The organism is Deinococcus sp. QL22, from assembly GCF_023370075.1.
Taxonomy (GTDB): Bacteria; Deinococcota; Deinococci; order Deinococcales; family Deinococcaceae; genus Deinococcus.
This window is the reverse complement of record NZ_CP097149.1, coordinates 1,122,014-1,145,482: the sequence shown is the minus strand read 5'-3', so window position 1 is coordinate 1,145,482 and position 23,469 is coordinate 1,122,014. Positions and strand designations below refer to the sequence as shown.

Below are 23,469 nucleotides of genomic sequence, written 5' to 3'. Positions count from 1 at the left end.
TTCCTAGCTGTCCAGCGGCCACACGATCAGCATGGTCAGCAGCCCGATCCCGCCCAGCAGCGCCGCGAGTCCTAGGCCCAACAGCGACCACAGCACCCGCGTCCGCAGGGGTCTGGAGGAAGAGCCGCCCGTCAAGAGAGCAGTTAGCGGCACGGCGGCACGTATTGCCTCTTGGCGGCGTTGGATGGGGGGAAGGTGGGCATCCACATGGGGTTTAGGCGGCGGGGCGAGGGTGCAGCAAGGAGACTGGGCTGCTGGTGCGGTTACCGCACAGAAGACGGGCGATGACGTGTGGACGATGTAGGGCCAGCAGGAGGGTGAGAGGTTCGTATTCCAAGTGCGCCGTATGCATTGTTATGCCGTTCAGCACGCCTTTCAAAGACCCAATGAGCTTCAGCGTCAGTACGGGCAAGTCGTGGCAAACCCCGAGATTCAGGGCGAAGTCGGGGGCAGGCGTCACCTCTGTCGGCCCGCCGCCTTGCCCACTCTCATTTGTTGCGAATTTCTGGGGCGCTTCCAAAAGGGCTGCTCCTTGGCGTGCTCTGTAGATGTGTTCTGTGAGGATGTGGTGTTCCGCTGCAGTTGCCATCAAGAGTCTGGACTCAACTCAGGTCTGGACTCATCCAAGGTCTGGACACAGCCAGTCCCATCATATCTGACACCCTTACCACATCCCCAGTGGCAGTCAACCCCGCCGCCCCTTACATCAGCCTTACGGCCGAGGTTAATTTGGATGTGAATAGAACAGAGATTTGCCCGAGGTTCTGCTCTCACCAATGGTGCGGACAGTTTGGAAATCCCCGTATGGCTAGTTCAGTGAACATGGGGCATCAGTCCCTCCTTACCTTGCGGGAGAGTAGGGGAGGGCAGAACGGGGAAGACCTTCTAGACGATGTTTTTCTTTAGTCCTCTGTTCTCCAACAACGCTGCCTGTCACCAGTGTCCCATACGGATTCTGCGTTACGAAGCTTATACGGATTGCGATTGAAAGCCGTACTTTCTAGCTTTCAATCGGAATGGAAGGAGGAGGAAAAGTACGAACTCCGTATTTTTATTTTTCTCCTCGCTCTGCTGCGCAACTCGGCAAGGCCGCCCGGATTGAAGCACAAACGGGAGCGCTTTCAAGTCGGTGAAGCCAGGCTGACTTGAGACGGGTACGCGGCCAGGAACAGTTCTGGTAGACCAGTGGCGCAGGAATGGAAGGTCGGTCACCGCCCCCTGCCCAGACTCCGGGGGTATGCTAGGGAGCGTTATGACACTGTCGCAGACCATCATGTCGGGCGGGAACGCAGCCTTTATCGAAGGGCTGTATGAGGCGTATTTGGCTGACCCGCAGAGTGTGGACGCCGAGTGGCGCGTTTACTTTGACCAATTGCGCGGCGGGGCCACCGAAACCGCCCATTCGCCCGTGCAGCGTGCTTTTTATGAACTCGGCACCCAGCGCCGGGGGAATGCTGTGTTGCCAGTACCGCAGGGCGTCAGCGGCGCGGCGCAGGCAGCGGGCGCACTGATTACCGCCTTCCGCGTGTACGGCCATATCAGCGCCCACACCAATCCCCTGAAGATGCGCGGCCTGCCCGTGGTGCCCGAACTGACCCCGGAATACTACGGCCTCAGCGCCGCTGACCTGAACGAAACCGTGCGTGACGGCGCGTTCGATGCGCCCCTCAAGCAAGTCATCACCCAACTGCACGAAACGTACTGCGGGGCCATCGGTTTCGAGTTCAACTACCTGCCCTCCAACGAGCGGGCCTGGTTTCAGGAGCGCGTGGAGGCCGGGCGTGGGCGCGGCAGTTACACCGCCGAAGAACGCCGCCGCCTGATGATCAAGCTCAACGCCGCCGAAGGGCTGGAGTTGTACCTCAAAAACCGCTACCCCGGCGTCAAGCGGTTTGGTCTGGAAGGCGGCGAGAGCTTTATTCCCTTGGTAGACCGGATTATTCAGCAGGCGGGCAGGCACGGCGTGAAGGAAACCGTGCTGGGCATGGCCCACCGGGGCCGCCTGAACATGCTGGTCAATATTTTCGGCAAGAAGCCCAGCGCCCTGTTTGATGAATTCGACGGCAAAAAGAAGATCAGCGACAACCCCGACGTGGCGGGCGACGTGAAGTACCACATGGGCTATTCCAGCGATGTGCGGACTCCCGGCGGCCCGATGCACCTCGCGCTGGCCTTCAACCCGTCGCACCTGGAAATCGTGTCGCCTGTGGTGCACGGCAGCGTGCGTGCCCGTCAGGATCGGCGCGGTGACGCCGAGCGCAAGACGGTTCTGCCGATCACCATTCACGGCGACGCTGCTGTGAGTGGGCAGGGCGTGGTCATGGAGACGCTGAACCTGTCGCGTCTGCGCGGCTTTTCCACGGGCGGGGCAGTCCGGATCGTCATCAACAACCAGGTCGGCTTTACCATCTCCGACCCGCGCGACACCCGCAGCAGCCGCTACTGCACCGATGTCGCCAAGATTGCCAACGCGCCCGTGCTGCACGTCAACGGCGACGATCCCGAAGCGGTGGCCTACTGCGGCGACCTCGCGCTGGAATACCGCCAGACCTTCGGCAAAGACGTGTTTATCGACCTGATCTGCTTCCGGCGCAACGGTCACAACGAGGGCGACGAGCCGCGCATGACCCAGCCGATCATGTACCGCGAGATCGACACGCACCCCGGCACCCGCGCCCTGTACGCCAAGCAACTTGAAGAAGCGGGCGTGCTGGGCGCAGGCGAGGGCGACGTGCTGGTCAACCATTTCCGCGATCTGCTGGACGCAGGCAACGAAGTGGTCGAGGAAATGGAGAACCTGGAACAGAGTAAGTTGGCGGTGGACTGGAGCGAGTACCTGCACACCAACTGGAAAGACGAGGTGGCGACTGCCGTACCGCAGGCCAAGCTGACCGAAATCGGCCTCGCGCTCAATGAAGTTCCCGAAGGCTTCGTTGTTCACCGCACTGTGCAGCGCGTTCTGAACAGCCGTAAAGCCATGTCGCGCGGCGAGCAACCGCTGGACTGGGGCATGGGCGAAATGCTGGCCTACGCCACCCTGCTCGACGAGGGCTACGGCGTGCGCTTGGTGGGTCAGGATTCGGGGCGCGGTACATTTGTGCACCGCCACGCCGTGCTGCACGACCAGAATGCCACCGATCCCATGCACGGCGACTATCTGGGGCTGGCCCACATCGGGCCGCATCAGGGCCGCGTGGAAGTCATCGATTCCACCCTCTCCGAGGAAGCGGTGATGGCCTTCGAGTACGGCTACAGCACCTCTGAACCCAAAGCTCTGATCGCCTGGGAAGGTCAGTTTGGAGACTTTGCCAACGGCGCTCAGGCCGTCATCGACCAGTTCCTGAGTGCGGGCGAGAGCAAGTGGCAACGCCTGAGCGGGCTGACGTTGCTGCTGCCGCACGGATACGAGGGTGCAGGCCCGGAACACAGCAGCGCCCGTCTGGAACGGTATTTGCAGTTGTGTGCCCAGAAAAACATGCAGGTGGTGGTGCCCAGCAGCGCCGCCCAGATGTTCCATTTGCTGCGGCGTCAGGTTCTGCGCCCGTACCGCAAACCCCTGATCGTGATGACGCCCAAGAGCCTCTTGCGGAACAAGCAGGCCATGAACCCACTGAGCGACTTTACGGGTAGCCGTTTCCATGAAGTCATTGGCGACGACACCGTGGAGAAGGCCCGCCGCGTGGTGGTCAGCAGCGGCAAACTGCACTGGGAACTCGTCGAGGCCCGCAACGCCGACGCTGAAGGCTACGCAGGCACCGCCCTGATCCGTCTGGAGCAGCTGTATCCCTTCCCTGCCGCCGCCCTGAGTGCCGAGCTTGCCAAGCACCCCGGCGCACAGGTCGTGTGGGCACAGGAAGAACCCGAAAACCAGGGCGCGTGGCTGATGATCTGGGAAGACCTGGAAGCCAACCTCGCCCCCGGACAGGTTCTCTTGCACGCCAGCCGCGCCCGCAGCGCCAGCACCGCCGCCGGATATGCCAGCGTGCATGCCACCGAGCAGGCCGCCGTGATCGCCGCCGCACTGGGCGAAAAAGTAAGCCGCCAAGTGGTGCAGGAGCAAAAAGAACTGGCGCAGGAAGCCAAAGCGCAGGGCTGAGACTCAGCACACTTCTACCAAAAGGGGCGCTTCGGCGTCCTTTTTTGCTGTCGGTTTTGCTGATGCGGGCACAAAAAAAGACGGAAGACATATCCGGTCTTCCGCCTCAGGTGTACCGCCCAATTGCACAGGCCCACACGTTTAAGCTCTGGGTTCATTTCTTATCAGCCGCGCGCTCCCACTGCGCCACCGCTCCGGGTTGGAGGAGCGGAACGGATTCGAACCATTGGCCTCGGCTGGCTTCGACCCAAAGCGTGCGATTGAGCCTTGAGCGGTGAATACTCAGTCTGGAGCGAGAATCTGAGTTTGTGTCTTGGGGCAGGGCTGCCTCTCCCATTGGGCTACCTCGCCGCAGTCCAGAACATGCGTTCCGAAAAAACTGTGGTGGCGAGGGCAGGAATCGAACCTGCACTGGAACCCTGCCCCCGTTCAATCTGAAGCTGAGCCTCAGCGTGGTACTCCGCTGCACAGAGTAGGCGTGTGGGGCGGGCAGGGCAATGGGCCGGGTGGCTTAGGCATTGTGGGCAGAGGATTGGAATAGGGCGGGGCCGGAAGTCGCATTCTCTTCCGGCCCCGCCTTGTTGGGTTTAATCTGATCTGGGGCGCTCTGATCCGGGACACTGCCCTCAGCTTTCCAGCAGGTAGGCGAACACCTGCTCGCCCACTTTGCGGTCAGTCACCTCCACGCCGTTGGCTTCCTCGCGGGCAAATTTCACGGCCTGCTGCAATTTCTGCACGCGGGTCAAGAGGTCGTTGACACGTACGGCGGGCAAGGCCCCGGAAAACTTCAGGGTGCGCCAGTAGCCCACCGTCACGTCCTCGTAGTACACCTCCACCTGCGCGGGGTGCTTGTCGGTGGCCTCGGCCTTGACGTGGTTGCGTGGAATCTTTTTGGTGCGTACCGTCTGCACGGGGTCGGTGGCGTAAGTGTCGGTGCTGGGATCGAACGTCCAGCTCTCGCTGGCGTCCAGCACGGGCAGTTTGCGAATAAAGGTGTGAAGGTCGGTCAGTTGTTTTTCCAAAAACAGCAGGTAGGTTACGGGCACCTGCCGCAGCAACACGCGCTCGCCCACCACTACGTCTGCTTTGGCTTCGTTGTTGGCCCAGTCTTTGGTGGCGGTCACGTCAAACAGGTTGCCCATGATCTGCGCCGTCTGCCGGATGATTTCTTCGGCCTTGGCCTGCACGCGGGTCGATTCGGGCGGCAGGGTCTCGCCCTCCTCATCTTTTGGACGGTAGGTGCGCGAAATGCCTGACAGCAGCGCAGGCTTTTGCAGCGCGTGGTGCGCCTCGGTGAGTTCCTGAAAGGCGCGGCTCTTGACGCTCTTTTCCACAGCAATAATCTGATTCAATTTGGGCATGATGATGACTCCTTGTCGGCTTCTCCTGACCGCCTAAGTGGGGCCGGGGAAGAAAAAATTATGATGAGGCGCAGCCGCATCCAAGCAGAGCGAGTAACAAAAGAAACGGGCTGGCGCAGATGGACGACTTTTCGGTGCTGTTCCGGAGAGTCGGGAATCGGAGCAAGTCCGGCAAGGCCAATCTAGGCCGCCGCCCCAGCCGCCGCACAGCGCAAAGTGGCCTAAGCCAGTGGCCCAGTTCAGAGACGTTCGGGACTGACCCACAGCCCTGGACTTCCCGCCCCAGCCGCCGCTTTTGCCCTTGCGTGCATTGTGTGCTTGGCCGTTCCCCGCCCAGAGACGCCCCGTGAGGGGTATAAAGGGTGAGATTATGGCAGACATCAAGGTTCCTGTTTTTAGTGAGTCGGTCAGTGAAGGCACGCTGCTGACGTGGCACAAGAAACCCGGCGACGCTCTCAAGCGCGGCGAGGTCATCGCAGAGATCGAAACCGACAAGGTGGTGCTGGAAGTCACCGCCCAGCAAGACGGCGTGCTGCAAAGCGTGCTGAAAAGTGAGGGCGATACCGTTCTCAGCGAGGAAGTGCTGGGCACGGTAGGCGAGGCAGGGAGCGCACCAGCGGCAACCCCAGCCCCCTCCGCAGATCAGGCGGCTGGCCCGGTGGCGAATGAGGCCAGCGCAGGCGGCACGGCTACCCAACCTGACGGCCAGAGCAGTACGCCCGAGCGCCGCGAAGACCTCTCGCCCGCCGTGCGGAAGGTCGTCGTAGAGAACAATCTCAACCCCGCCCAGATTCCCGCCACTGGCCCCAAAGGGAACATCACCAAGGCCGACGCGGTGGGCGCGATTGGCAGTGCCAGTGCTGCAAACACCAGTGCTGCGGCGAGTGCCCCGGCTGCTGTTTCTGCCCCCACGCCCGCTCCCGCTGCCACCATTCCCAGCGGCCCCCGCACCGAACAGCGCGTGCCCATGACCCGTATCCGCCAGCGCATTTCCGAGCGCCTAAAAGAAGTGCAGAACACCGCAGCGATCCTGACCACCTTCAACGAAGTGAACATGCAGCCCGCCATGGATCTTCGCAAGAAGTACCAGGATCAGTTTGTCGCCAAGCACGGCACCAAGCTGGGCTTTATGAGCCTGTTCGTCCGGGCCGCCACTGAAGCTCTGAAAGCCTTCCCGGTGGTCAATGCCAGTGTGGACGGCAAAGACATCATCTACCACGGCTTTTACGATATCGGCATTGCGGTGGCCTCCGAGCGCGGCCTGGTCGTGCCCATCCTGCGCGACACCGACACCATGAGCCTCGCCGGAATTGAGAAGGAAATCGCGGGCTATGCCCAGAAGGCCAAGAACGGCAAGCTGACGATGGACGACATGAGCGGCGGCACCTTCTCCATTACCAACGGCGGCACCTTCGGCTCCATGATGAGCACGCCGATCATCAACTCGCCCCAGAGCGCCATTCTGGGCATGCACAACATCATCGAGCGGCCTATTGCCCAGAACGGTCAGGTGGTCATCGCGCCCATGATGTACCTCGCGCTCAGCTACGACCACCGCATCATCGACGGCAAGGAAGCCGTGCAGTTTCTGGTCATGATCAAGAACCTCCTGGAAGACCCGGCCCGGATGCTGCTGGAACTGTAAAGCCAAGATTGAAAGAAGGCGCTCTGGCTTTGGCTGGGGCGCTTTTTTGGTGTCTGTCACGCCAAGAGTCGGGAGTTTTCGACAGACTGACCGCCGCCTGATGGGTGTACCCCCGCCGATCATGGGTTGATCATGAGGCCTGGAGTGTAATGCTTGCACTGAACCGCGCATCCACAACCTTGCCAGTGCCTTTGTTAGGAGTCACAGAGTTGGGCGTCACGGTGTCAGATGGAGGGGTTTATATGAAAGGGAATAAGAACCGTCCGGTCTATTCGTCTCTTACCCGCACGTTGGCCGCCCTGACTGTGGCCCTGGCCTGTACTGCCTCGGCTCAGGGCAATACGGTCAATACGATCCAACTGAACCGCCTGCAACTCCAGCCCATCACCATCCAGAATCAGCAACTTTCGCGCCTACAACTCGATCCGGCCCTGTTTCAAAAAACACTTCAGGCTCCCAACGTGTTCCAGTTCAATCTGGACGAACTGCCCGCCCGCCTTCAGGCCCGCGACGCCAATATTCGCAGCAGTTTGGCCCTCACCAACCAACTGGCAAACGTGGCCGATCTGCGCTCCGATATTGCCCGCATGACCCTGAAGCTGCCCGCCGGATTGACCGTGCCCGCCATCGTGAATCTGCGCGGCGGCCAGCAACAGGAAGTCATGCTGTATGGCCGCGACACGGTGGCCCGCAGTGTGGCCGACGCCGAAGCCAAAGCCGCCGTGAACCGCGCCGAGATTCTGCGTTCCTTTGGGCTGGACGAGCAAACGCTGAGCCAGACTGCCTCGCCTGCCACGACTGCTGTGCTGGTCAATCCTGCTACTACGCGTGTGGCTATTACCAGCGGGGCCGCCACCCGCATCAGTGCAGCTGCACAGGCTCAGGCCGCACAGGTTCAGATTCAGCCCAGCAGCCGCATCGACCTGTCTTCGGCCCAGATCAAGGTGGCGACGGGCATCACCGACCTGCTGAAGCTGCAAACCCTCGTGCAGCCCAGCCAGCCACCCTCTCAACCGGGGGGAGAACTCGGCGACGGCTTCACCAAAACCCCCACCGATGGCGCGTGCCGCTTTACGCCGACCAACGCGCTGTTCGGGCAGATGCGCGGCGGGAACATCGGCAACATCACCACCATCAAGAATCAGGGACGGCGCGGCACCTGCATGGCCTTCGGCTTCGTGAGTGCGCTGGAAAGCCAGATTGCGCGGCGGATAAAAACCCGCTTTAATCTGTCGGAGCAATACGCCTACTACTGGCTGCGCGGCGACGACGGCGTGCTGGGCGACGGCGCAGGCTGGGGCGACTACGACGACGCCGTGAGCCGCCAGCGCATCATTCCCACCGAAGTGCGCTGGAAGTACAACCCCAGCTTCAGCCGCCAGACGCTGCCGGGGGGCGACAAGCCCATCACGCAATTCAAGAATTCCTGCACCAATTACGCCGATCAGGCGTGCAGCGACACCACCGCGCAGGCCCAACTGGTCTGTCAGGGCAGTACCAACAACTGCGCCTGGAAGCCCGAATGGGAGATTCAGGAAAACGCCGCTTTCAATTTCCGGCCCACCAAGGGCAATGAGGTCTGGCACTCCTTGGGCACGCTGCCCTTCAATTCCACGCAGGTCACCCGCGAATACCGCCGCCTGATGATGAAAAAGATGCTGGACAGAGGCGATCAACTCGTGCTGGGCTTCGGCGTGGACGCGGCCTTCGACTCCATCGGCGCGGCGGGCACGCCCAATATGAACCTCGTGGGCCAGAACTACCGGGGCGGCCACGCGGTGCATCTGGTGGGCTACGTGAACACGGGCAGCGTGACCATCAACAACGTCAAGATTGGCCCCTTCATCAACCTCGGCAGCATGACTTTCCCCACGGGTGTCTGGATCATCAAAAACTCCTGGGGCTGCGGCTTTGGCGACGGCGGTTACGCCTACCTGCCCGACTCGTTCCTGGATCAGGAAACCAACGGCGTGTACAACCTGCCCAACAATGCGGTGGCCTCAGATATGAGCAGCTTCTAGCCTGGGCGCGGTTTACCTCGGCAGCCGGAAACGTGTGGGAGGCGTTTCCGGTTTGTTCTATGCCTGCCCGCCCAGTTCCCGTACCACTGTCGCCGCGTGCGTGACCCGCACATGGGCGAGGCTGCCTTCGGGCCTGAGCAGGCCGCCCGCCTCGTGTACCAGCAGTTCCTGGCTGCCCAATTGCACAGTATAGCTGGCATCCCGGCCCCGGAATTCGCGGGACAGAATCCGCACTTCTGCGCCCTCTGCGGCGTCGCAAAAGGCCAGATGTTCGGCCCGGACACTCAGCAGCACGGGGCCGGAAGCGGCCTGCATCAGCGGCAGCAGGCCCAGCGCGGTGCGGGCCGTTTGCCCCGAAGCCGTGCCCGACAGCAGGTTGCTGCGGCCTAAAAAGTTGGCAACAAAGGCAGTGCGGGGAGCCGCATACACCTCTTGCGGCGTGCCAATCTGCTCGATGTGGCCGCCGCGCATCAGCACGAGGCGGTCACTGAAGGCCAACGCCTCTTCCTGATCGTGCGTGACCAGAATGGCGGTGGTGGCGCTCTGGCGCAGGATAGCCCGGACTTCCTGGCGGGTGGAGTGGCGCAGTTGGGCGTCCAGATTGGAGAAGGGTTCGTCGAGCAGCAGCAGGGCGGGGCGTGGGGCGAGGGCACGCGCTAAGGCCACCCGCTGTTGCTGCCCGCCGCTGAGTTGGTGCGGCAACCTCGAGGCGAACACGGTGAGGCCCACCAGCGCCAGCGTCTCCTGAGCGCGGGGCAGGCGTTGGGTGCGTGGTAAGTGGCGCAGGCCAAACAGCACGTTGCCCAGCACGTTCAGGTGAGGAAACAGCGCGTAATCCTGAAACACGAGGCCCACGCCCCGGCGTTCGGGCGGCACAAACGGCGCGGTCATAGAGTGGCCCAGAATCTCGATGCTGCCGCTGTCGGGCTGTTCCAATCCGGCGATCAGGCGCAGGGTGGTGGTTTTGCCGCAGCCACTTGGCCCCAGCAGGGTCAGCAGTTCTCCGGCCCGCACTTCCAGCGACACCCCGCCCACCACCGCAGGCAGCCCCGGCGCGTAGCGTTTGGTCAGGTCGGTCAGGGTCAGTGGCCCAGCTTGGGCGGTGGGCGTGGGCCGAACGGGTTCCAGAGTGGCAGTCATAGCGGGGTTCCTTGCGTGGGGTGGGGTTCAGGGGCCGAATTCAAGGCAGAGGAAGCCGCGTTCAAGGCAGGAGATGGAGGCCGTCTGCGCGGCGTTCTCTGCTGGCCTATTCCATCCTCGCCGCCTGTTTCGCGCCGCAAGATCAGCCCGGTCAGCAGCGCCCCACTGAGGGCTAAAGCCAGCGCGTAGGGAGCGGCGGCGGCGTACTGGGCCTCTTCGGTGTACGTCCAGACATTGCGGGCCAACGTGTCGAATCCGGTGGGCGAGAGCAGCAGCGTCAGCGGCAATTCCTTGAGGACACTCAGGAACACGAACGCCGCGCTGACCCACAGCCCCGGACGAATGAGGGGCAGTGTGACCCGCGTCAGTGCCCGCAGCGGCGACAGCCCCAGCACCCGCGCCGCTTCCTCTAGCCGGGGGGTGGCTCTGGTCAGGCTGGTGCGAATCGGGCCCACCGCCTCGGCCACAAAATGCAGTGTGTAGGCGGCAATCAGGAGCGGAAAGGTCTGATACAGGCTGGGCGTGACCTGCAACGAAAAGAACACCAGGGCCAGTGCAAACGCCAGCGGCGGCGTGGCATATCCCAGATACGCGGCCCGCTCGGTCAGGCGTGCCCAGCGGCTGTGCTGCCCATAGCGGCTGCCGATGTACGCCAGCGGAAAGGCCAACAACGTGGTGGTCACGGCGGCTACTGCAGCGGCTCCCAGCGCGGTCTGGGCGGCCACCCACAGGTCGGCCAGCGCCCCCGGATCGAAGTCGCGGGTGAGCCAGTACACCACCGTGCCCAGCGGCACCACCAACGCCGCGCCCGCCAGTGCTACCGCAAAGGCCCAGGCCGGAACCACGGCCCAGCCCAGGCGCACCGTACCGGGCTGCCGCGCCCCACCCGGAGACACCCGCGACAGGGAAACGCCGCGCATCAGGCGGGCTTCCAGCCACAGCACGGCGGCGGTCAGCACCAGCAGGAGCAGCGCCAGCCATGCCGAATACACCCGGTCATAGGCGGCGGTGTACTGCTGATAAATGGCCGCGCTGAAGGTGGGATAGCGCATCAGGCTGACCACACTGAAGTCGCCCAGCACGTGTAGCCCGGTCAGGAGTGCTCCTGACAGCCACGCCGGGCGCAGATGCGGTACGGTCACGGCCCAGAAGGTCTGCCACGGCGTGCGCCCCAGCAAGCGCGCCGCATCTTCCAGCGCCGGGTCTTGTGCCCGCAGCGCGGCGTGCAGGTTCAGGAACAGGTACGGAAAGGTAAACAGAGTCAGCACGCCCAGCGCTCCCCAGAACCCACTCGGCCCCGGCCAGTTGATGCCCGTCAGCGCCTGAATCGTGCCGCCGAATCCGCTGGCGGCGATCAGGGCATACGCGCCCACATAGCCCGGAATCGCCAGCGGCAACACGCCCAGCAGCATCAACAAGCGCCGGGGACGAAAATCGGTGCGGGTGGCGAGGAAGGCCAGCGGCAGGGCAACGGCGGTGGTACAGGCCAGCACCGCCGCCGTGAGTCCCAGCGTATTGCCCGCCAACTCCAGATTGCGGGTGCGGAACACGATTTCCTGCAGTTCGCTGGCCTCTGCCCCAAACGCCCGCAGCACCAGATACCCCAGCGGCAACAGCACGCCCAACACCGTTAGCACGGCGGGCAGCAATAACAGCAAGGGAGGGCGGCGAGAATTCACAGGGATTTAAGCTATCAGAGCGGGTTAGTCGGGAATGGGGGCGGGATGTCCCGCTGGGCCGGGGAATAGGGAAGGCAGCCCTGTCCTCCGAAGAAGACAAAGCCGCCTGTGGTTCAAGGTGTGGTTGAAGGACTGCTGTCATTGCAGCCCACTTTGTTTACAACAGTCCGGCGTCGCGCAGCAGCTTTTGCGCCTTTTCGATGTTCTTGGGCAGCACGGTCGGGTCAATGCGGGGGCTGCGCTTGATGATGTCCGCGTAGGGCAGCATGGTCGTGGGCTGCAAAATGTTGCCGATCACGGGGTACTCGAAATTCACGCTCAGGAAGAAGGTCTGGGCATCTTTGGCGACCAACGCTTGCAACAGGCGCACGGCGGCCCGCTGGTTCTTGCTGGTCTTCAGGATGGCCGCGCCCGTGGCATTGCCGAGGTTGCCGATATCGCCGTTTTTGAAGAAGTAGGTGTCGATGGGGTAGCTCAGGCGGTTCACGCGCTGGATGTAGTAGTGGTTGGTGAGGGCCACGTCGATTTCTCCGGCCCGCATGGCTTCCAGCATGCCCACGTTGCTGGTTTTGTAGTCCTTGGGTTGCAGCGCCTTCATGCCCTCAATCCACGTTTTGGTGGTCGCCTCGCCGTATTTGGAGATCATGGCGGCCAAAAAGTCCTGAAAGCTGGGGTAGCTGACCGTCCACCCGATGCGGCCTTTCAGGCTGGTCATCTTGGGCAAGTCCAGCACGCTGTCGGGCAGGTCGGCAGGTTTGATTTTGGCGGTGTTGTAGGCCAGCGTCCGGAAGCGAACGGTGGTGGGCAGCCAGGTGCGGGTTTCGGGCAAGTAGTCGTCCGACACGTTGCGGGTCAGTGCCGCGCCCAGCTTCACAAACTTGCCATCGGCGGCCAGTTCGCCCAGTGCGCCCACCGAGTTGCCCCAGTACACGTCGGCGGGGCTGCGTGCGCCCTCTTCCCGAATGGCGGCCACCAGTTGCGCGTCGGTGCCGTAGCGCACATTCACCTTGATTCCCGTCTGTTTTTCAAACTGCTGCACGATAGGATCGACGAAGGTTTTGGCGCGGCCCGAGTACACAGTCAGGCTGGTGTTCGTCTGGGCAATGCTGGTTCCGGCCAGCAGCAGGGCAGTGGAGGCAATCAGGGCAAGCTTCATGGCCTAATCCTAAGTAAAACACTCGGATTAATAAGGGATGAATGTCCCGGTCAGGCGTTGTGGGAAGTGGCTTGTGAGCAGCAGGAAAAGCAAATACGGCGCGTCGTCTATCTTTTCCTGCATTCAACACCCCACCTCCTACATCCCAATTACCGCTTTTCCAGCGCCAATCCCACCAGCCGCGTCACCAACTCGCTATAGCTGATGCCCGCTGCCTCGAACAACTTGGGATACATGGAGGTGGTAGTAAAGCCGGGCATGGTGTTGACTTCGTTCAGCAGCAGCTCGCCTGTTTCCTCTACATAAAAGAAATCCACGCGGGCCAGCCCCGCACAGTCCAGCGCCCGGAAGGCGGTCAGGGCAATGGCACGCACCCGCTCCGACACGTTTTCCGGCAGCGGCGCGGGAATGTGCATGGTGGCGCGGCCCTCAGTGTATTTGGTGTCGTAGTCGTAAAACTCGGCGTCAAATTGCAACTCGCCCACCGGACTGGCGATGGGATTGTCGTTGCCCAAAATGCCCACCTCTACTTCACGCGGCTTGTAACTGGTCATGGCTTCCAGAATCACGCGGCGATCCAGGCCAAAAGCCAGATCCAGCGCCGCCGTCAGCTCGCCCGCGCTGCTGACCTTGCTGATGCCCACGCTGGAGCCGAGGTTGGCAGGCTTGACGAACAGGGGAAACCCGAGATTGGAAGCCCGCACACGCACCGCGTCAGGCGTGCTGCGCCATTCGTGCCGCAGGGCCAGCGCCCACGCCACCTGCGGCACGCCCGCCGAGGCCAGCACCTGTTTGGTCATCACCTTGTCCATGCTGACCGCAGACCCCAGCACACCGCTGCCCACAAACGGAATTCCGGCCAGAGTGAGCAGGCCCTGAATGGTGCCGTCTTCGCCCATTGGCCCGTGCAGCAGCGGAAAAACAGCGTCGTAGCCCTCGGCACTGGCAGCCCGGTGCAGCACCAGGTCGCCGCCCTGTGCGCTGACGCCCGATTCGAGTGCACGGGCCGTATCGGTAGGCGGCAGCCAACGCCCCTGCTTGCTGATCACCACAGGCGTCACGTCGAATTGATCGCGGGGCAGCGCCGCCAACACGCTTTTCGCACTCATCAAGCTCACTTCATGTTCCCCGGATTGACCGCCTGCCAGCAGCAAAATGCGCTTTTTCACGGGTCGCAGTATGGCACGCCGCAGGGAATGAGTGCTGGACGTCAGGTGAGCAAGTTACACACGCTACTGTTAAAAAGGCTGTCCGGCACGCCAGGATTTACCTTTTCTTCAGATGAAACATCCTGCAAGACTTCACACATCCGCCAGTTGGCCTACGCTATGATGCCGCACGACTTACCCCCACACCGGTGCTTGGAACAGATATTTTTACCGCTCTTACGGGAGTTTTTCTGTGCCAACCCACTGCCTTTCAGGAGGCCCAATGAAGAAATTAGCAATTCTTAGCACCCTACTCGTTGTCAGCACCGCTCTTGCCGCTTCCCCCAAAGACACCCTCGTGTACCAGTGGTCTTCGGACATCCCTACCCTTGACCCCGCTGCCACCTACGACACCGGCTCCGGTGCAATCGTCGAGAACCTCTACGAAACCCTCCTGACCTACAAGGGCGCGAGCATTTCGCAGCTCGAAGGCCTGCTGGCCACCAAATGGACGGTCAGCAACGCGGGCAAGACCTACACCTTCGATCTCCGCAAGAACGTCAAGTTCCACAGCGGCAACGCCATGACCTGCGCCGACGCCGAGTACTCCTTCGAGCGCATGTTGGTCACCAACGAGGGCAGCAGCGCCAACTACATCCTGGCCGAGAGCCTTCAGGGTACGGGCGCGAACGCCAACGACGACAAGACCATCACCTGGGCACGCATCGACCGCGCCGTAGAGTGCAACGCTGCCGGACAACTGGTGTTCACGCTGCCCAAGACCGACCCCACCTTCTTGGCCCGCCTGGCCTACACCGGATTTGCCGTTGTAGACAGCAAGTACGCCATCGGGTTGGGCGAGTGGAGCGGCAAGGAAGCCGACTGGAAAGCCTGGGTCGCCAAAGACCTGACCAACTCCAAACTGGACAAGGCTCCCAGCGGCACGGGCGCTTTCAAGTTCGTTCGCGAAGACGCCAACGCCTTCCTCGCCACCGCGTTCGACGGCTACTGGGGCAAAAAGCCCGCCATCAAGAACGTGATCTTCCAGCGCGTCGATGAACCCGCTGCCCGCCAGCAGGCCTTCTTGCGCGGCGACGCCGACATCATCGAAGGCAGTGGACGCGCCACCGATACCGCCCAGCTGAAAGGCAAGCCCGGCGTGGCCTGGGTCGACGACCTCCCCAACGTGGTCGCCCAAGCCCTGTTCATGAACCAGAACATCACCGACAAGGGCACCCTGGGCAGTGGCAAGCTGGACGGCAGGGGCATCCCCGCCAACTTCTTCAGTGACGTGAACGTGCGCCGCGCCTTCAGCTACGCTTTCAACTACCAGCAGTACATCACTGACTTCCAGAAGGGCGCAGGCAAGCAGCGCACCACCCTGATGCCCGAAACCTTCCCCGGTTATGACGCCAAGGTTAAAAAGTACACCTACAACCGCGCTCAGGCCACCGCCTACTTTAAGAAGGCATGGGGCGGTCAGGTCTGGAAGAACGGCTTTACGCTCACCGCGTTCTACCGTGACGGCAGCGCCTCAGCACAGACCATCGCCGAAATCCTGAAGCGTGAAGTCGAAGCCATCAACCCCAAATTCAAGGTGAACGTGGCCGCCAAGCAGTGGAGCGAAATGGTCGCTTCCGGCAACGAAGGCAAGAACCCCTTGATCAGCATCGGCTGGGCACCTGACTTCGCCGACGCCGACAACTTCATGTACACCTTCTACTCCTCCAACGGCTACTATGCCAAGCGCAGCTCTTGGAAAGACGCTTCTGTAGACAAGTGGCTGGAGCAGACCCGCACCACCACCAACACCGCCGAGCGCAACCGTCTGTACTCCTTGGTCGCCAACCGCGCCTACGAGCAGGCTTCTCACATCCTGATTCCTGCCGGAGTGAACTACAGCTTCTTCCGCGACAGCATCGTGGGTGCAGGTAAGGCCAACTACAACCCCATGATCTCGTTCACGCTGGGAACTTACTGGAAGGAACTGAGCAAGAAGTAAGTTAGCGACATTGCAAGTCCCGCTTAAGCGGGCGGGGTGGCCGAATCTGGCTGCCCCCCCGCTTCCGCATTTGGAACTGCCCCTAGTTAACGCGCTTTCAACCCTTCCGTTTCCTTTCCTTCCGAGGCTCCTTATGTTCAATTTCATTGTGCGGAGACTGCTTCAGATTCCCGTGGTCATGCTGGTCTTGTCCCTCATGATCGTGGGCCTGACCCAACTCCTGACCCCCGAGCAACGGGCCGCACCCTATATCCGCACCGAGCAGCAAGCCGCACGCATAGAGCAGATCATCGAAGCACGCGGTCTGCGCGAATCTTTTCCGGTGCAATATGGCCGCTGGCTCAGCAGTACCCTCCAGGGCGACCTCGGGTACTCCAGAGCCAGCGGCGACGACGTGATAGACACCATTAAAGAACGCCTGCCCGCCACCGTAGAACTGACGATCCTCACGGCCATTCCCATCATGCTGATCGGGATTTGGTTGGGGACGTTGGGCGCACTTCACAAAGATAAGTTCTTGGATCAGTTAATCCGGGTGTTTGTGGTGTTCGGGTACAGCCTGCCAACCTTTGTGCTGGGCATCTTGTTGCTGGCAGTGTTCTATGCCTACTTCAATATCTTGCCGGGTGCTGGGCAAGTCAGTGTGCTGAACCAATTCGCCCTCAGCGATCTGCGCCGCTACACCGGTATGCTGTCCATTGACGCCATGCTGAACGGGCGCTGGGATATTGCGTGGGACGTGATCCGGCATATGATCTTGCCCGCCCTGACCCTGATTACGGTGCTCTCGGCCCAGATCGTGAAGGTCATGCGGAACAATATGTTGGAAGCCCTGACCAGCGATTACGTGCGGACGGCCCGCGCCAAAGGCTTGTCTGACCGTGTAGTCAACGGGAAGCACGCCCGCCGCAATGCGCTGCTCAGCATCATCACGCTGGCCGGATTCCTGATTATCGGTCTGCTGGGCGGCTCCCTGATTACCGAAACCATCTTTGCCTATCCCGGCGTGGGTCAGTGGGTGGTGCAAGCGGCGCTACAAACCGATCTGGCCGCCGTACTGGGCTTTGCCATGATGTCGGCTGTGGTCGTGGTGGTGGTCAGCACCATCGTCGATATCCTGTACGGCGTCGTCGATCCCCGCGTGAGGTTCGACTGATGATCGATGCTGTTTCCATTGCTGCTGCCCAAGCTGCCCCTGCCCACTCCATCTGGGAGGCCTCATGACCACTGTTTCCGCCCCTATTGCCACCAACAAACGCAGCCGGTTTCAGATGTTCTGGACAAGTCCGGCCATGCGCAAACTGCGGCGCAACCCGCTGGCGATTACAGGCCTGATCATCACACTGATCTTTGGTCTGATCGCCCTGTTCGCGCCCCTGCTCGCCAAGCCCACCGGCAACTGCCTGCGCGACCTGAACATGACCAGTTCCAATCAGGTCTACACGCCGGGTGGAGCCTTCCGCGCCATTCTGTTTCCGCCCAACAGCTGCTACCGCACCGAGCGCCTCAGCTTCGAGCAGGAACCCAAGCCGCCCACTGCGGGCGTGCCGTTTGGTACCGTCAACGGCTACAACATCTATTACGGCCTGATCTGGGGTACGCGCACCGCCCTCAAAATGGCCTTCATCATCGTGGCGATTACGCTGGCGTTGGGCATCGTCATCGGGGCCATCAGCGGTTATTACGGCGGCTGGGTCGATAACCTGATTCAGCGGTTCATCGACGTACTGTTTGCGCTGCCGCCCCTGATTCTCACTGTGGTTATCCTGACCATCATGCGTGCCCGATTCCAGAGTGGGGGCGGAGATTATGACCCGACCGTGCCCATGATTTTCGCGTTCTGTGTGGCAGGTTGGGCCGGATACGCCCGCATTATTCGCGGTGAAGTGCTGCGAACCCGCCAACTGGAATACGTAGACGCGGCGCGTGGCCTCGGTGCCCGCGACCTGCGCCTGATTCTTAAACACATCGTGCCCAACAGCGTGGCGGCCGTGCTGACGCTGGCTGTCCTCGATCTGGCAACCGTTCCCCTCGGCGTGGCTGGCTTGTCGTTCCTCGGCCTCGGCTTCGAGCGCGGCTTCTCCGAATGGGGCCAACTCGTAGACTCCGCCCGCTCCTGGCTGAAGCCCGAATACTGGTACGTACTGGTCTATCCCGCCGCCTTTATCGTCACGTTCAGCCTCGCCTTCAATCTCTTTGGCGACGGCCTGCGCGACGCACTCGATCCCAAGAGTCGCTGAGTCGCTCCTCGTTTGAATCGCCCCCGCTTGTCCTTGCGACGGCGGGGGTTTTTATTGGTGTGGTGAATAGTCCATAACTCACGGCCCAGAGTTTGCTTTCCCAACCCCAGCCGGACGCATCCACCCCGCGATCAGTCGCCATGCCAGCGCGTACAGCACGGCAGCAAGCATCCACAGGCCCCCCGTAACCGCGGGTTGCGAGAAGGTGGCGCAGCCGAGCAGAAAGGGGACGGCGGGGGCGGTTCCGGCCTGCATGGCGGCGCTGAGGGCGGTGCGGCGCGGGGGCAGCAGCGGATCGCGGGCGGCGCGGCGGGCCAGATACAGGGCGGCACAGGCCAGCGCCAGCGCCACCACCACGAGTCCTACGATTCCGGCGGGCGGGGTAGGCATGGGGCGGGTCAGCAGATACAGAGCCCCCAGCGGCAGCCCCGGCGCGGCTACAGTCACAAATGCCAGCGTGTAGGCGCGGCGGGCAGCACGCAGCAAGTCGGCCCCCTGCCCGCTGCTGAGGTCTTGGGCCAAAGCTTTGAGCATCAGGTCGTGTGCGGCACGTTGAGGAGATGCACGGTGGCAGGGAGGCCGCCCACTTCCACCTCTGCACCGTCTGCCACTTCTTTTCGCAGCCGCACCAAGCTAAATCCGCCCGAGTTCAGGCCCGTTTGTCCCACCACTTTGCCGCCGTGCAAGATGTCTGCGCCGCGTGTCAGGCCAGCCCCGGACAGTCGCGCCAGGTGGTAGCGCGTGTTGCCGCGTGCTTCCAGCCGGGCCATGATCTCTTGCCCCACATAGCAGCCTTTGCGGTAGCTGATGGCCGGCAGCGGGCCGCCGATGTCCAGCCCGACTTCCTGGGGCAGCGTGCCCGCAAAGTCGTCGCGGGCAATGTCGGGAATGCCTGCGGCGATCCGGGCGGCGTCCAGTGTGGCCAATGGGGTTTCCTCGCCTTCCAGCGCAACCAGCACTGCCGTCTCGTGCCGTGTAAGGTAATGTAAATCAAGGCCCGCCGTACCCGTGCGGTTCACGCGTCCCACCAAAACTACGCCGCCGCCCAAATCAAACGTCTGCACGTCCGGCCCTTCAGCGTTCCAGCCCGGCACGCTGGCCCCCGGCCACACATGCACGCAGCGCAGGTCGTCCGACACGTCCTTCACTTCCACCTGATCGAAGATGATGTACCGCTTCAGGCGGGCGGCCAAAGCTTCGGCCTCGTCTGCGTCTACGTGCAGGTACACGTCGTCGGTGCGGCGGTAGGCCCGTGCAAAGGTTTCGATCTGGCCGCGCACGTTCAGAAAGGCGCAGGCCACCAGCCCCGGCGTGGGTGCGCCGCGCAGGTCGCCAGTCATCTGGCCCTGTACAAAATCAACCCGGTCTGCCCCGGTAATCCGCAGCCCGCCTGAAGGAAGTGAAGTCCACATGGGTCTTAGGGTAAGGCAAAGAAGGGAGATGGATAGTGGTGGGTGGGAAGGGCTACAGCACCAACACTGCACGCCCTTAGCTCCCAGTCTTTCAGACCCTTAGACGGACGTTCCTCAGTCGCTGGCAACGGCCAATGCCCGCCCCGCCCGTTCCCGCCCTGCCAATTCCCGCTGGGCTTCCCGTGTCAGATGCCAGCGGTACAGGTCGGCGCTGGCCTCGCGCAGCAGGGCGTCGGCGTGCGGCAGGGCGGCGCGGCGGCCCTCCAGATTGCGGTTCACCACTGCCGTCAGGTCATCAAGGTTGCTCAGATGTGCGCCGGGCACGTCGGCAATATCGGGAGAGAGGATACGCGGCACGCTGATGTCGATGAGCAGCATGGGTCTGCCTGCCCGGTCTTGCAGGGCTTCGCGCACGCCGCTGCCGTGCAGCACGTAATGCGGGGCGCTGCTGGACGCGATCACCACGTCGGCTTCGGGCAGGACTTCGTGCAAGTATTCGGTGGCGCAGGCCCGGCCTCCCACCCGCTCGGCCAGGGCGCGGGCGCGTTCGGCGGTGCGGTTCACCACGATCACGTCTTTCACCCCGGCAGCCCGCAGGTGGGTCAGCGTCAGCTCGGCGGTTTCTCCGGCTCCCAGAATCAGGGCAGTACGGTGCGTCAGGTCGCCCAGCGTGGCTTCGGCCAGCTGCACAGCGGCGCTCGATACGCTGACCACACGGTCAGATAAGCCTGTATCGGTACGAACGCGCTTTCCTGCGGCCAAAGCACCCTGCGCCACCTTGTTCATGACCGTGCCCGCGAGGCCCTGCGCGTGGGCGGCCTGCCATGCCCGTTTTACCTGACCCTGAATCTGCGTTTCCCCGATGACAAGGCTGTCCAGGCCCGCCGCCACCCGGTACAGGTGGTCTACAGCGGCCTCGCCCCGGTACACGTACAGGTGAGAGGCCAGCGCGTGTCCCCAGGCGCCCTCGAAGGCGGCCACAGGATCGCCCAGCACGCCTGCCAGATACACCTCGGTGCGGTTGCAGGTCGCCAGCAACATCACTTCGCGGGCATGCAGCGACAGGTGACTCAGAATGGCTTCCTCTTCAGAGGCCCGCACTGCCGCACGCTCGCGCACTTCTATGGGCGCGGTCTGGTGGTTCAGGCCCACGACAGCAAAATCCAGCGGCGTGGGGTGCGGCGCGTGTGGCTGGGCCAGGAAGGCGCGGGCGGTGGGGCAAGCCAGCGTCATGCGGCTCCCCCGGACAGAGGGCTGAAGGGCTGTGCTTGTGCCTTGAGGTTCACCTTCTGATCTCCTGATTCTGAGAGGCCCAACCCGGCGCGAATATCGGCCCGTAACGCGGCGAGGGCGGCGGCTTTCTCGCCTGCTTGCAGTCCCAGCGCCCCTTCCCTCTGCGCCGTCCAGCCGTCCAGTTGCGCCTGCGTAGGCAACACCTCCGCGATTCGTTCGGTCAGGGCTTGCGTCAGCATCGGCAATTCGCGCCCGCTGGAAACGGCCACCTGCACGCCTGCCCGCGTGGTGGTGGCCGCAAACCTCAGCGAACCCTGCCCCGCGTGGCCCGCATGGTTCACCAGTGCGCCTGCGGCCCGTGCATCGGCGGTCACGGCGTCGTTCACGGCAGAGCTGTCGGTGGCAGCCACCACGATTCGCTGGCCCAACACGTCGCCGCTGCGGTAGGCGCGTTGCGCGGTTTGCACGCGCAAGGCGGCCAGATCGGGGTGCAGTTCGGGCGCAACTACGGTCACACTCAGGCCCGCTTCCAACAAAGTTGCCACCCGGCGCAGAGCCACCGCGCCGCCGCCCACCACCAGGGCAGATTCTCCATGCAGGTCTAGGAACACAGGCAGCAGCACACTCACACCGTGCAGAATAGCGCCCTTTGCCGGGTCAGGCGTCCCCTACCGAGCGGTAAGACAAAGCCAAGAGAGAGCCGACCAGGACAGCATTTGGATGTCGTCTGCTGTACCCCGCCAGCAACCTTTTCCCTCGCACCCGCGTACTGGCCTCTATGAGAGTCCTGTCCTTGATCTTCGGCATTCTGGCCGCATTGGGCCTGTTGCTTGGTCTTCTTCCCTTTTTTGGTTGGCTGAACTGGCTGTTCGTGTTGCCGCCCGCCGTCCTCGGGCTCATCTTCGGGGCACTGAGCCGTGACCGGGGAGCCGTTACCCTGAGTGCCGTGGTGGCTGCGCTCGGTGCGCTGCGGCTGATGCTGGGCGGCGGCGTGCTGTAGTCATTCTGTCTACTCATAAGCCAATCGGCCCACTCGATCGCGCGCCTCTACCCTTGCACGTCCGGCCTCTCTCTGGTACTCTGCGTGGGCCTGTTTCCGCCCATGCGGGAGCAGCGGCACACTCGATGGGTTCTTAGCTCAGTTGGTAGAGCATCGGTCTCCAAAACCGAGGGTCGTAGGTTCAAGTCCTGCAGGGCCCGCCATCACCGCAGTCGTGTAACGAAAGTCCCCGCCCAGTGCTTAAGCTGAGGGCGGGGATTTTTGTACTTCTTGCCTCTTGTGGCTTAACCCCGCGTCGGCTCCAGGGCGTCCCTCAGCCAGAGTTGAAATTCGGGCAGAGCACGGTCAAAGGGGAGCGCGATGATTTCCGGCACTTCGTAGGGGTGCAGCGACTTGATCCGGGCTTCGAGTTCGGGGTACCTCTCCCCAGTGGTTTTAATCATCAGCAAGGTTTCGGGGTCTTCGACCACGTCGCCCTGCCATCGGTACACGCTATGAAGGCCGCCCACCACGTTGACGCATCCGGCAAGGCGCTCATCAACCAGGGTACGGGCCAATTCATGTGCGCGTTCGGGGGGAACGGTAACCAGAACGACAAGTGACATACGCGGCCCAGCATACGCCGCCCTCTGACACCGGGCAGTGAGGAAACACACCGAGCTGTGTGGTTTCTTACATTGTGTTGACCTACAGTTCAGCTTGGGCAGGTGCGCTCTGACGGTCAGGGCAGGCGGCGTGCCGTGCAGTTTTCGCTGGGGGTGCTAGGTGCAGCGGGGGAAACGACCACGGTTTCTTTGGCCCCCACAAAGCCCTGACAGCGGGCCAACTGCTCCAGGTAAACGGGATCGCTGGCCGCACGTTCGGCGTCTTGCAGCACCCTGACGTCCCGTTCCAGGCCTTGCACGCGGCTCTGGGTGGCATTGGTTTCCTGCGTCCAGGTGGTGGTGCGGTATGCGATCAGGCCCAACTGGAAGCTGAGTTGCACGATGCCGAGGCCCGCCAGCAAGCTTGCCAGCATGAGCGTAACGGGCAAGCGCTGCACAGAGCGCCAGCGGGCAGCCAGCGTGCGGCGGCGCGGCGGCGTGGGCGTGCTGGCGGTGTCCTGCGCGGTGCTGCCGCCCTTCAGCGTGGGCACGAACGGCTCAGGCCCCAGCTGTTCCGGCGCGGGTGAGGGGGGCGTGGGGGGCGGCGCGGCGTCCATATCTTGCTCGCCAGCATAGCGTGCCAGTGGTGAGAATCAGCCGTGAGAATCGTTGGTCAGAAACGGGGGCGAGCCAGGGCTGTAGAGCTTGCTCTTCTTCATGGCGCTGTACCTCAACACACGGGCCGCCTGTCA

General features: G+C 62.6%; 20 protein-coding genes and 1 tRNA gene. 8 read left to right on the top strand and 13 right to left on the bottom strand.

The window, feature by feature from the left end; all coding sequences use genetic code 11:
* Positions 1-3: 3 nt before the first annotated feature.
* Together M1R55_RS05510 and M1R55_RS05505 are read right to left on the bottom strand one after the other, a co-directional pair.
* A complete protein-coding gene (locus M1R55_RS05510; protein WP_249393700.1) occupies positions 4-153 on the bottom strand; it encodes a hypothetical protein in 150 nt (49 codons plus the stop codon).
* A 61-nt stretch (positions 154-214) separates the two neighbouring features.
* Positions 215-520, bottom strand: coding sequence for a hypothetical protein (locus tag M1R55_RS05505; protein ID WP_249393699.1), 306 nt, complete (start codon positions 518-520; stop codon positions 215-217).
* A gap of 732 nt (positions 521-1,252) precedes the next feature.
* Here M1R55_RS05505 and M1R55_RS05500 point away from each other — a divergent pair.
* Positions 1,253-4,096 (top strand): 2-oxoglutarate dehydrogenase E1 component, encoded by a 2,844-nt coding sequence (locus tag M1R55_RS05500; protein WP_249393698.1) that lies wholly within the window; start codon positions 1,253-1,255, stop codon positions 4,094-4,096.
* 626 nt (positions 4,097-4,722) lie between these two features.
* Here M1R55_RS05500 and M1R55_RS05495 read toward each other — a convergent pair.
* Entirely contained in the window at positions 4,723-5,457 is a 735-nt protein-coding gene (locus M1R55_RS05495; RefSeq protein WP_064013686.1) for a hypothetical protein, read from the bottom strand.
* 370 nt (positions 5,458-5,827) lie between these two features.
* On the opposite strand from M1R55_RS05495, the gene odhB reads away from it, so the two are divergent.
* Together odhB and M1R55_RS05485 are read left to right on the top strand one after the other, a co-directional pair.
* On the top strand, positions 5,828-7,102 hold the full coding sequence (gene odhB / locus M1R55_RS05490; RefSeq protein WP_371827160.1) for a 2-oxoglutarate dehydrogenase complex dihydrolipoyllysine-residue succinyltransferase: 1,275 nt from the start codon (positions 5,828-5,830) through the stop codon (positions 7,100-7,102).
* Between the two features lie 242 nt (positions 7,103-7,344).
* A complete protein-coding gene (locus M1R55_RS05485; RefSeq protein WP_249393697.1) occupies positions 7,345-9,123 on the top strand; it encodes a C1 family peptidase in 1,779 nt (592 codons plus the stop codon).
* Positions 9,124-9,180: 57 nt separating this feature from the next.
* Here the strand turns inward: M1R55_RS05485 and M1R55_RS05480 are convergent, their stop codons facing one another.
* The 4 genes from M1R55_RS05480 to M1R55_RS05465 all read right to left on the bottom strand — a co-directional run bounded on the left by M1R55_RS05480 (position 9,181) and on the right by M1R55_RS05465 (position 14,267).
* Positions 9,181-10,263, bottom strand: a complete 1,083-nt coding sequence (locus tag M1R55_RS05480; protein ID WP_249393696.1) for an ABC transporter ATP-binding protein — start codon at positions 10,261-10,263, stop codon at positions 9,181-9,183.
* Positions 10,260-11,942 (bottom strand): iron ABC transporter permease, encoded by a 1,683-nt coding sequence (locus tag M1R55_RS05475; protein WP_249393695.1) that lies wholly within the window; start codon positions 11,940-11,942, stop codon positions 10,260-10,262. The genes M1R55_RS05480 and M1R55_RS05475 overlap by 4 nt, the downstream gene beginning before the upstream one ends.
* Positions 11,943-12,099: 157 nt before the next feature.
* The gene (locus M1R55_RS05470; protein WP_249393694.1) at positions 12,100-13,098 is read right to left on the bottom strand and encodes an extracellular solute-binding protein; all 999 of its coding nucleotides are present in this window, start codon (positions 13,096-13,098) and stop codon (positions 12,100-12,102) included.
* A 149-nt stretch (positions 13,099-13,247) separates the two neighbouring features.
* Positions 13,248-14,267 carry a D-alanine--D-alanine ligase family protein gene (locus M1R55_RS05465; RefSeq protein ID WP_249393693.1) on the bottom strand — a complete coding sequence of 340 codons (1,020 nt, stop codon included), beginning with the start codon at positions 14,265-14,267 and terminating at the stop codon, positions 13,248-13,250.
* A 262-nt stretch (positions 14,268-14,529) separates the two neighbouring features.
* Between M1R55_RS05465 and M1R55_RS05460 the strand changes: the two genes are divergently transcribed.
* From M1R55_RS05460 to M1R55_RS05450, 3 genes are all read left to right on the top strand, one after another.
* Positions 14,530-16,248, top strand: coding sequence for an ABC transporter substrate-binding protein (locus M1R55_RS05460; protein ID WP_249393692.1), 1,719 nt, complete (start codon positions 14,530-14,532; stop codon positions 16,246-16,248).
* Positions 16,249-16,381: 133 nt separating this feature from the next.
* A complete protein-coding gene (locus M1R55_RS05455; protein ID WP_249393691.1) occupies positions 16,382-17,404 on the top strand; it encodes an ABC transporter permease in 1,023 nt (340 codons plus the stop codon).
* A gap of 64 nt (positions 17,405-17,468) precedes the next feature.
* A complete protein-coding gene (locus M1R55_RS05450; protein ID WP_249393690.1) occupies positions 17,469-18,488 on the top strand; it encodes an ABC transporter permease in 1,020 nt (339 codons plus the stop codon).
* Positions 18,489-18,566: 78 nt separating this feature from the next.
* Here M1R55_RS05450 and M1R55_RS05445 read toward each other — a convergent pair whose 3' ends face one another.
* From M1R55_RS05445 to M1R55_RS05430, 4 genes are all read right to left on the bottom strand, one after another.
* The gene (locus M1R55_RS05445; protein WP_249393689.1) at positions 18,567-19,022 is read right to left on the bottom strand and encodes a hypothetical protein; all 456 of its coding nucleotides are present in this window, start codon (positions 19,020-19,022) and stop codon (positions 18,567-18,569) included.
* The gene (locus M1R55_RS05440; protein ID WP_249393688.1) at positions 19,022-19,900 is read right to left on the bottom strand and encodes a folate-binding protein YgfZ; all 879 of its coding nucleotides are present in this window, start codon (positions 19,898-19,900) and stop codon (positions 19,022-19,024) included. Before M1R55_RS05440 ends, M1R55_RS05445 begins: the two co-directional genes overlap by 1 nt.
* A gap of 114 nt (positions 19,901-20,014) precedes the next feature.
* A complete protein-coding gene (hemA, locus tag M1R55_RS05435; protein WP_249393687.1) occupies positions 20,015-21,133 on the bottom strand; it encodes a glutamyl-tRNA reductase in 1,119 nt (372 codons plus the stop codon).
* Positions 21,130-21,762, bottom strand: coding sequence for a bifunctional precorrin-2 dehydrogenase/sirohydrochlorin ferrochelatase (locus M1R55_RS05430; protein ID WP_249393686.1), 633 nt, complete (start codon positions 21,760-21,762; stop codon positions 21,130-21,132). The genes hemA and M1R55_RS05430 overlap by 4 nt, the downstream gene beginning before the upstream one ends.
* A gap of 149 nt (positions 21,763-21,911) precedes the next feature.
* On the opposite strand from M1R55_RS05430, the gene M1R55_RS05425 reads away from it, so the two are divergent.
* Together M1R55_RS05425 and M1R55_RS05420 are read left to right on the top strand one after the other, a co-directional pair.
* A complete protein-coding gene (locus tag M1R55_RS05425) occupies positions 21,912-22,133 on the top strand; it encodes a hypothetical protein (protein ID WP_249393685.1) in 222 nt (73 codons plus the stop codon).
* Positions 22,134-22,260: 127 nt separating this feature from the next.
* Positions 22,261-22,336 (top strand) — tRNA-Trp (locus M1R55_RS05420).
* An 81-nt stretch (positions 22,337-22,417) separates the two neighbouring features.
* Here M1R55_RS05420 and cutA read toward each other — a convergent pair.
* Both cutA and M1R55_RS05410 read right to left on the bottom strand, forming a co-directional pair.
* Positions 22,418-22,738: a divalent-cation tolerance protein CutA gene (gene cutA / locus M1R55_RS05415; RefSeq protein WP_249393684.1), complete on the bottom strand. Its 321-nt coding sequence runs from the start codon at positions 22,736-22,738 to the stop codon at positions 22,418-22,420.
* A gap of 116 nt (positions 22,739-22,854) precedes the next feature.
* A complete protein-coding gene (locus tag M1R55_RS05410; protein ID WP_249393683.1) occupies positions 22,855-23,334 on the bottom strand; it encodes a cell division protein FtsB in 480 nt (159 codons plus the stop codon).
* Positions 23,335-23,469: the final 135 nt, after the last annotated feature.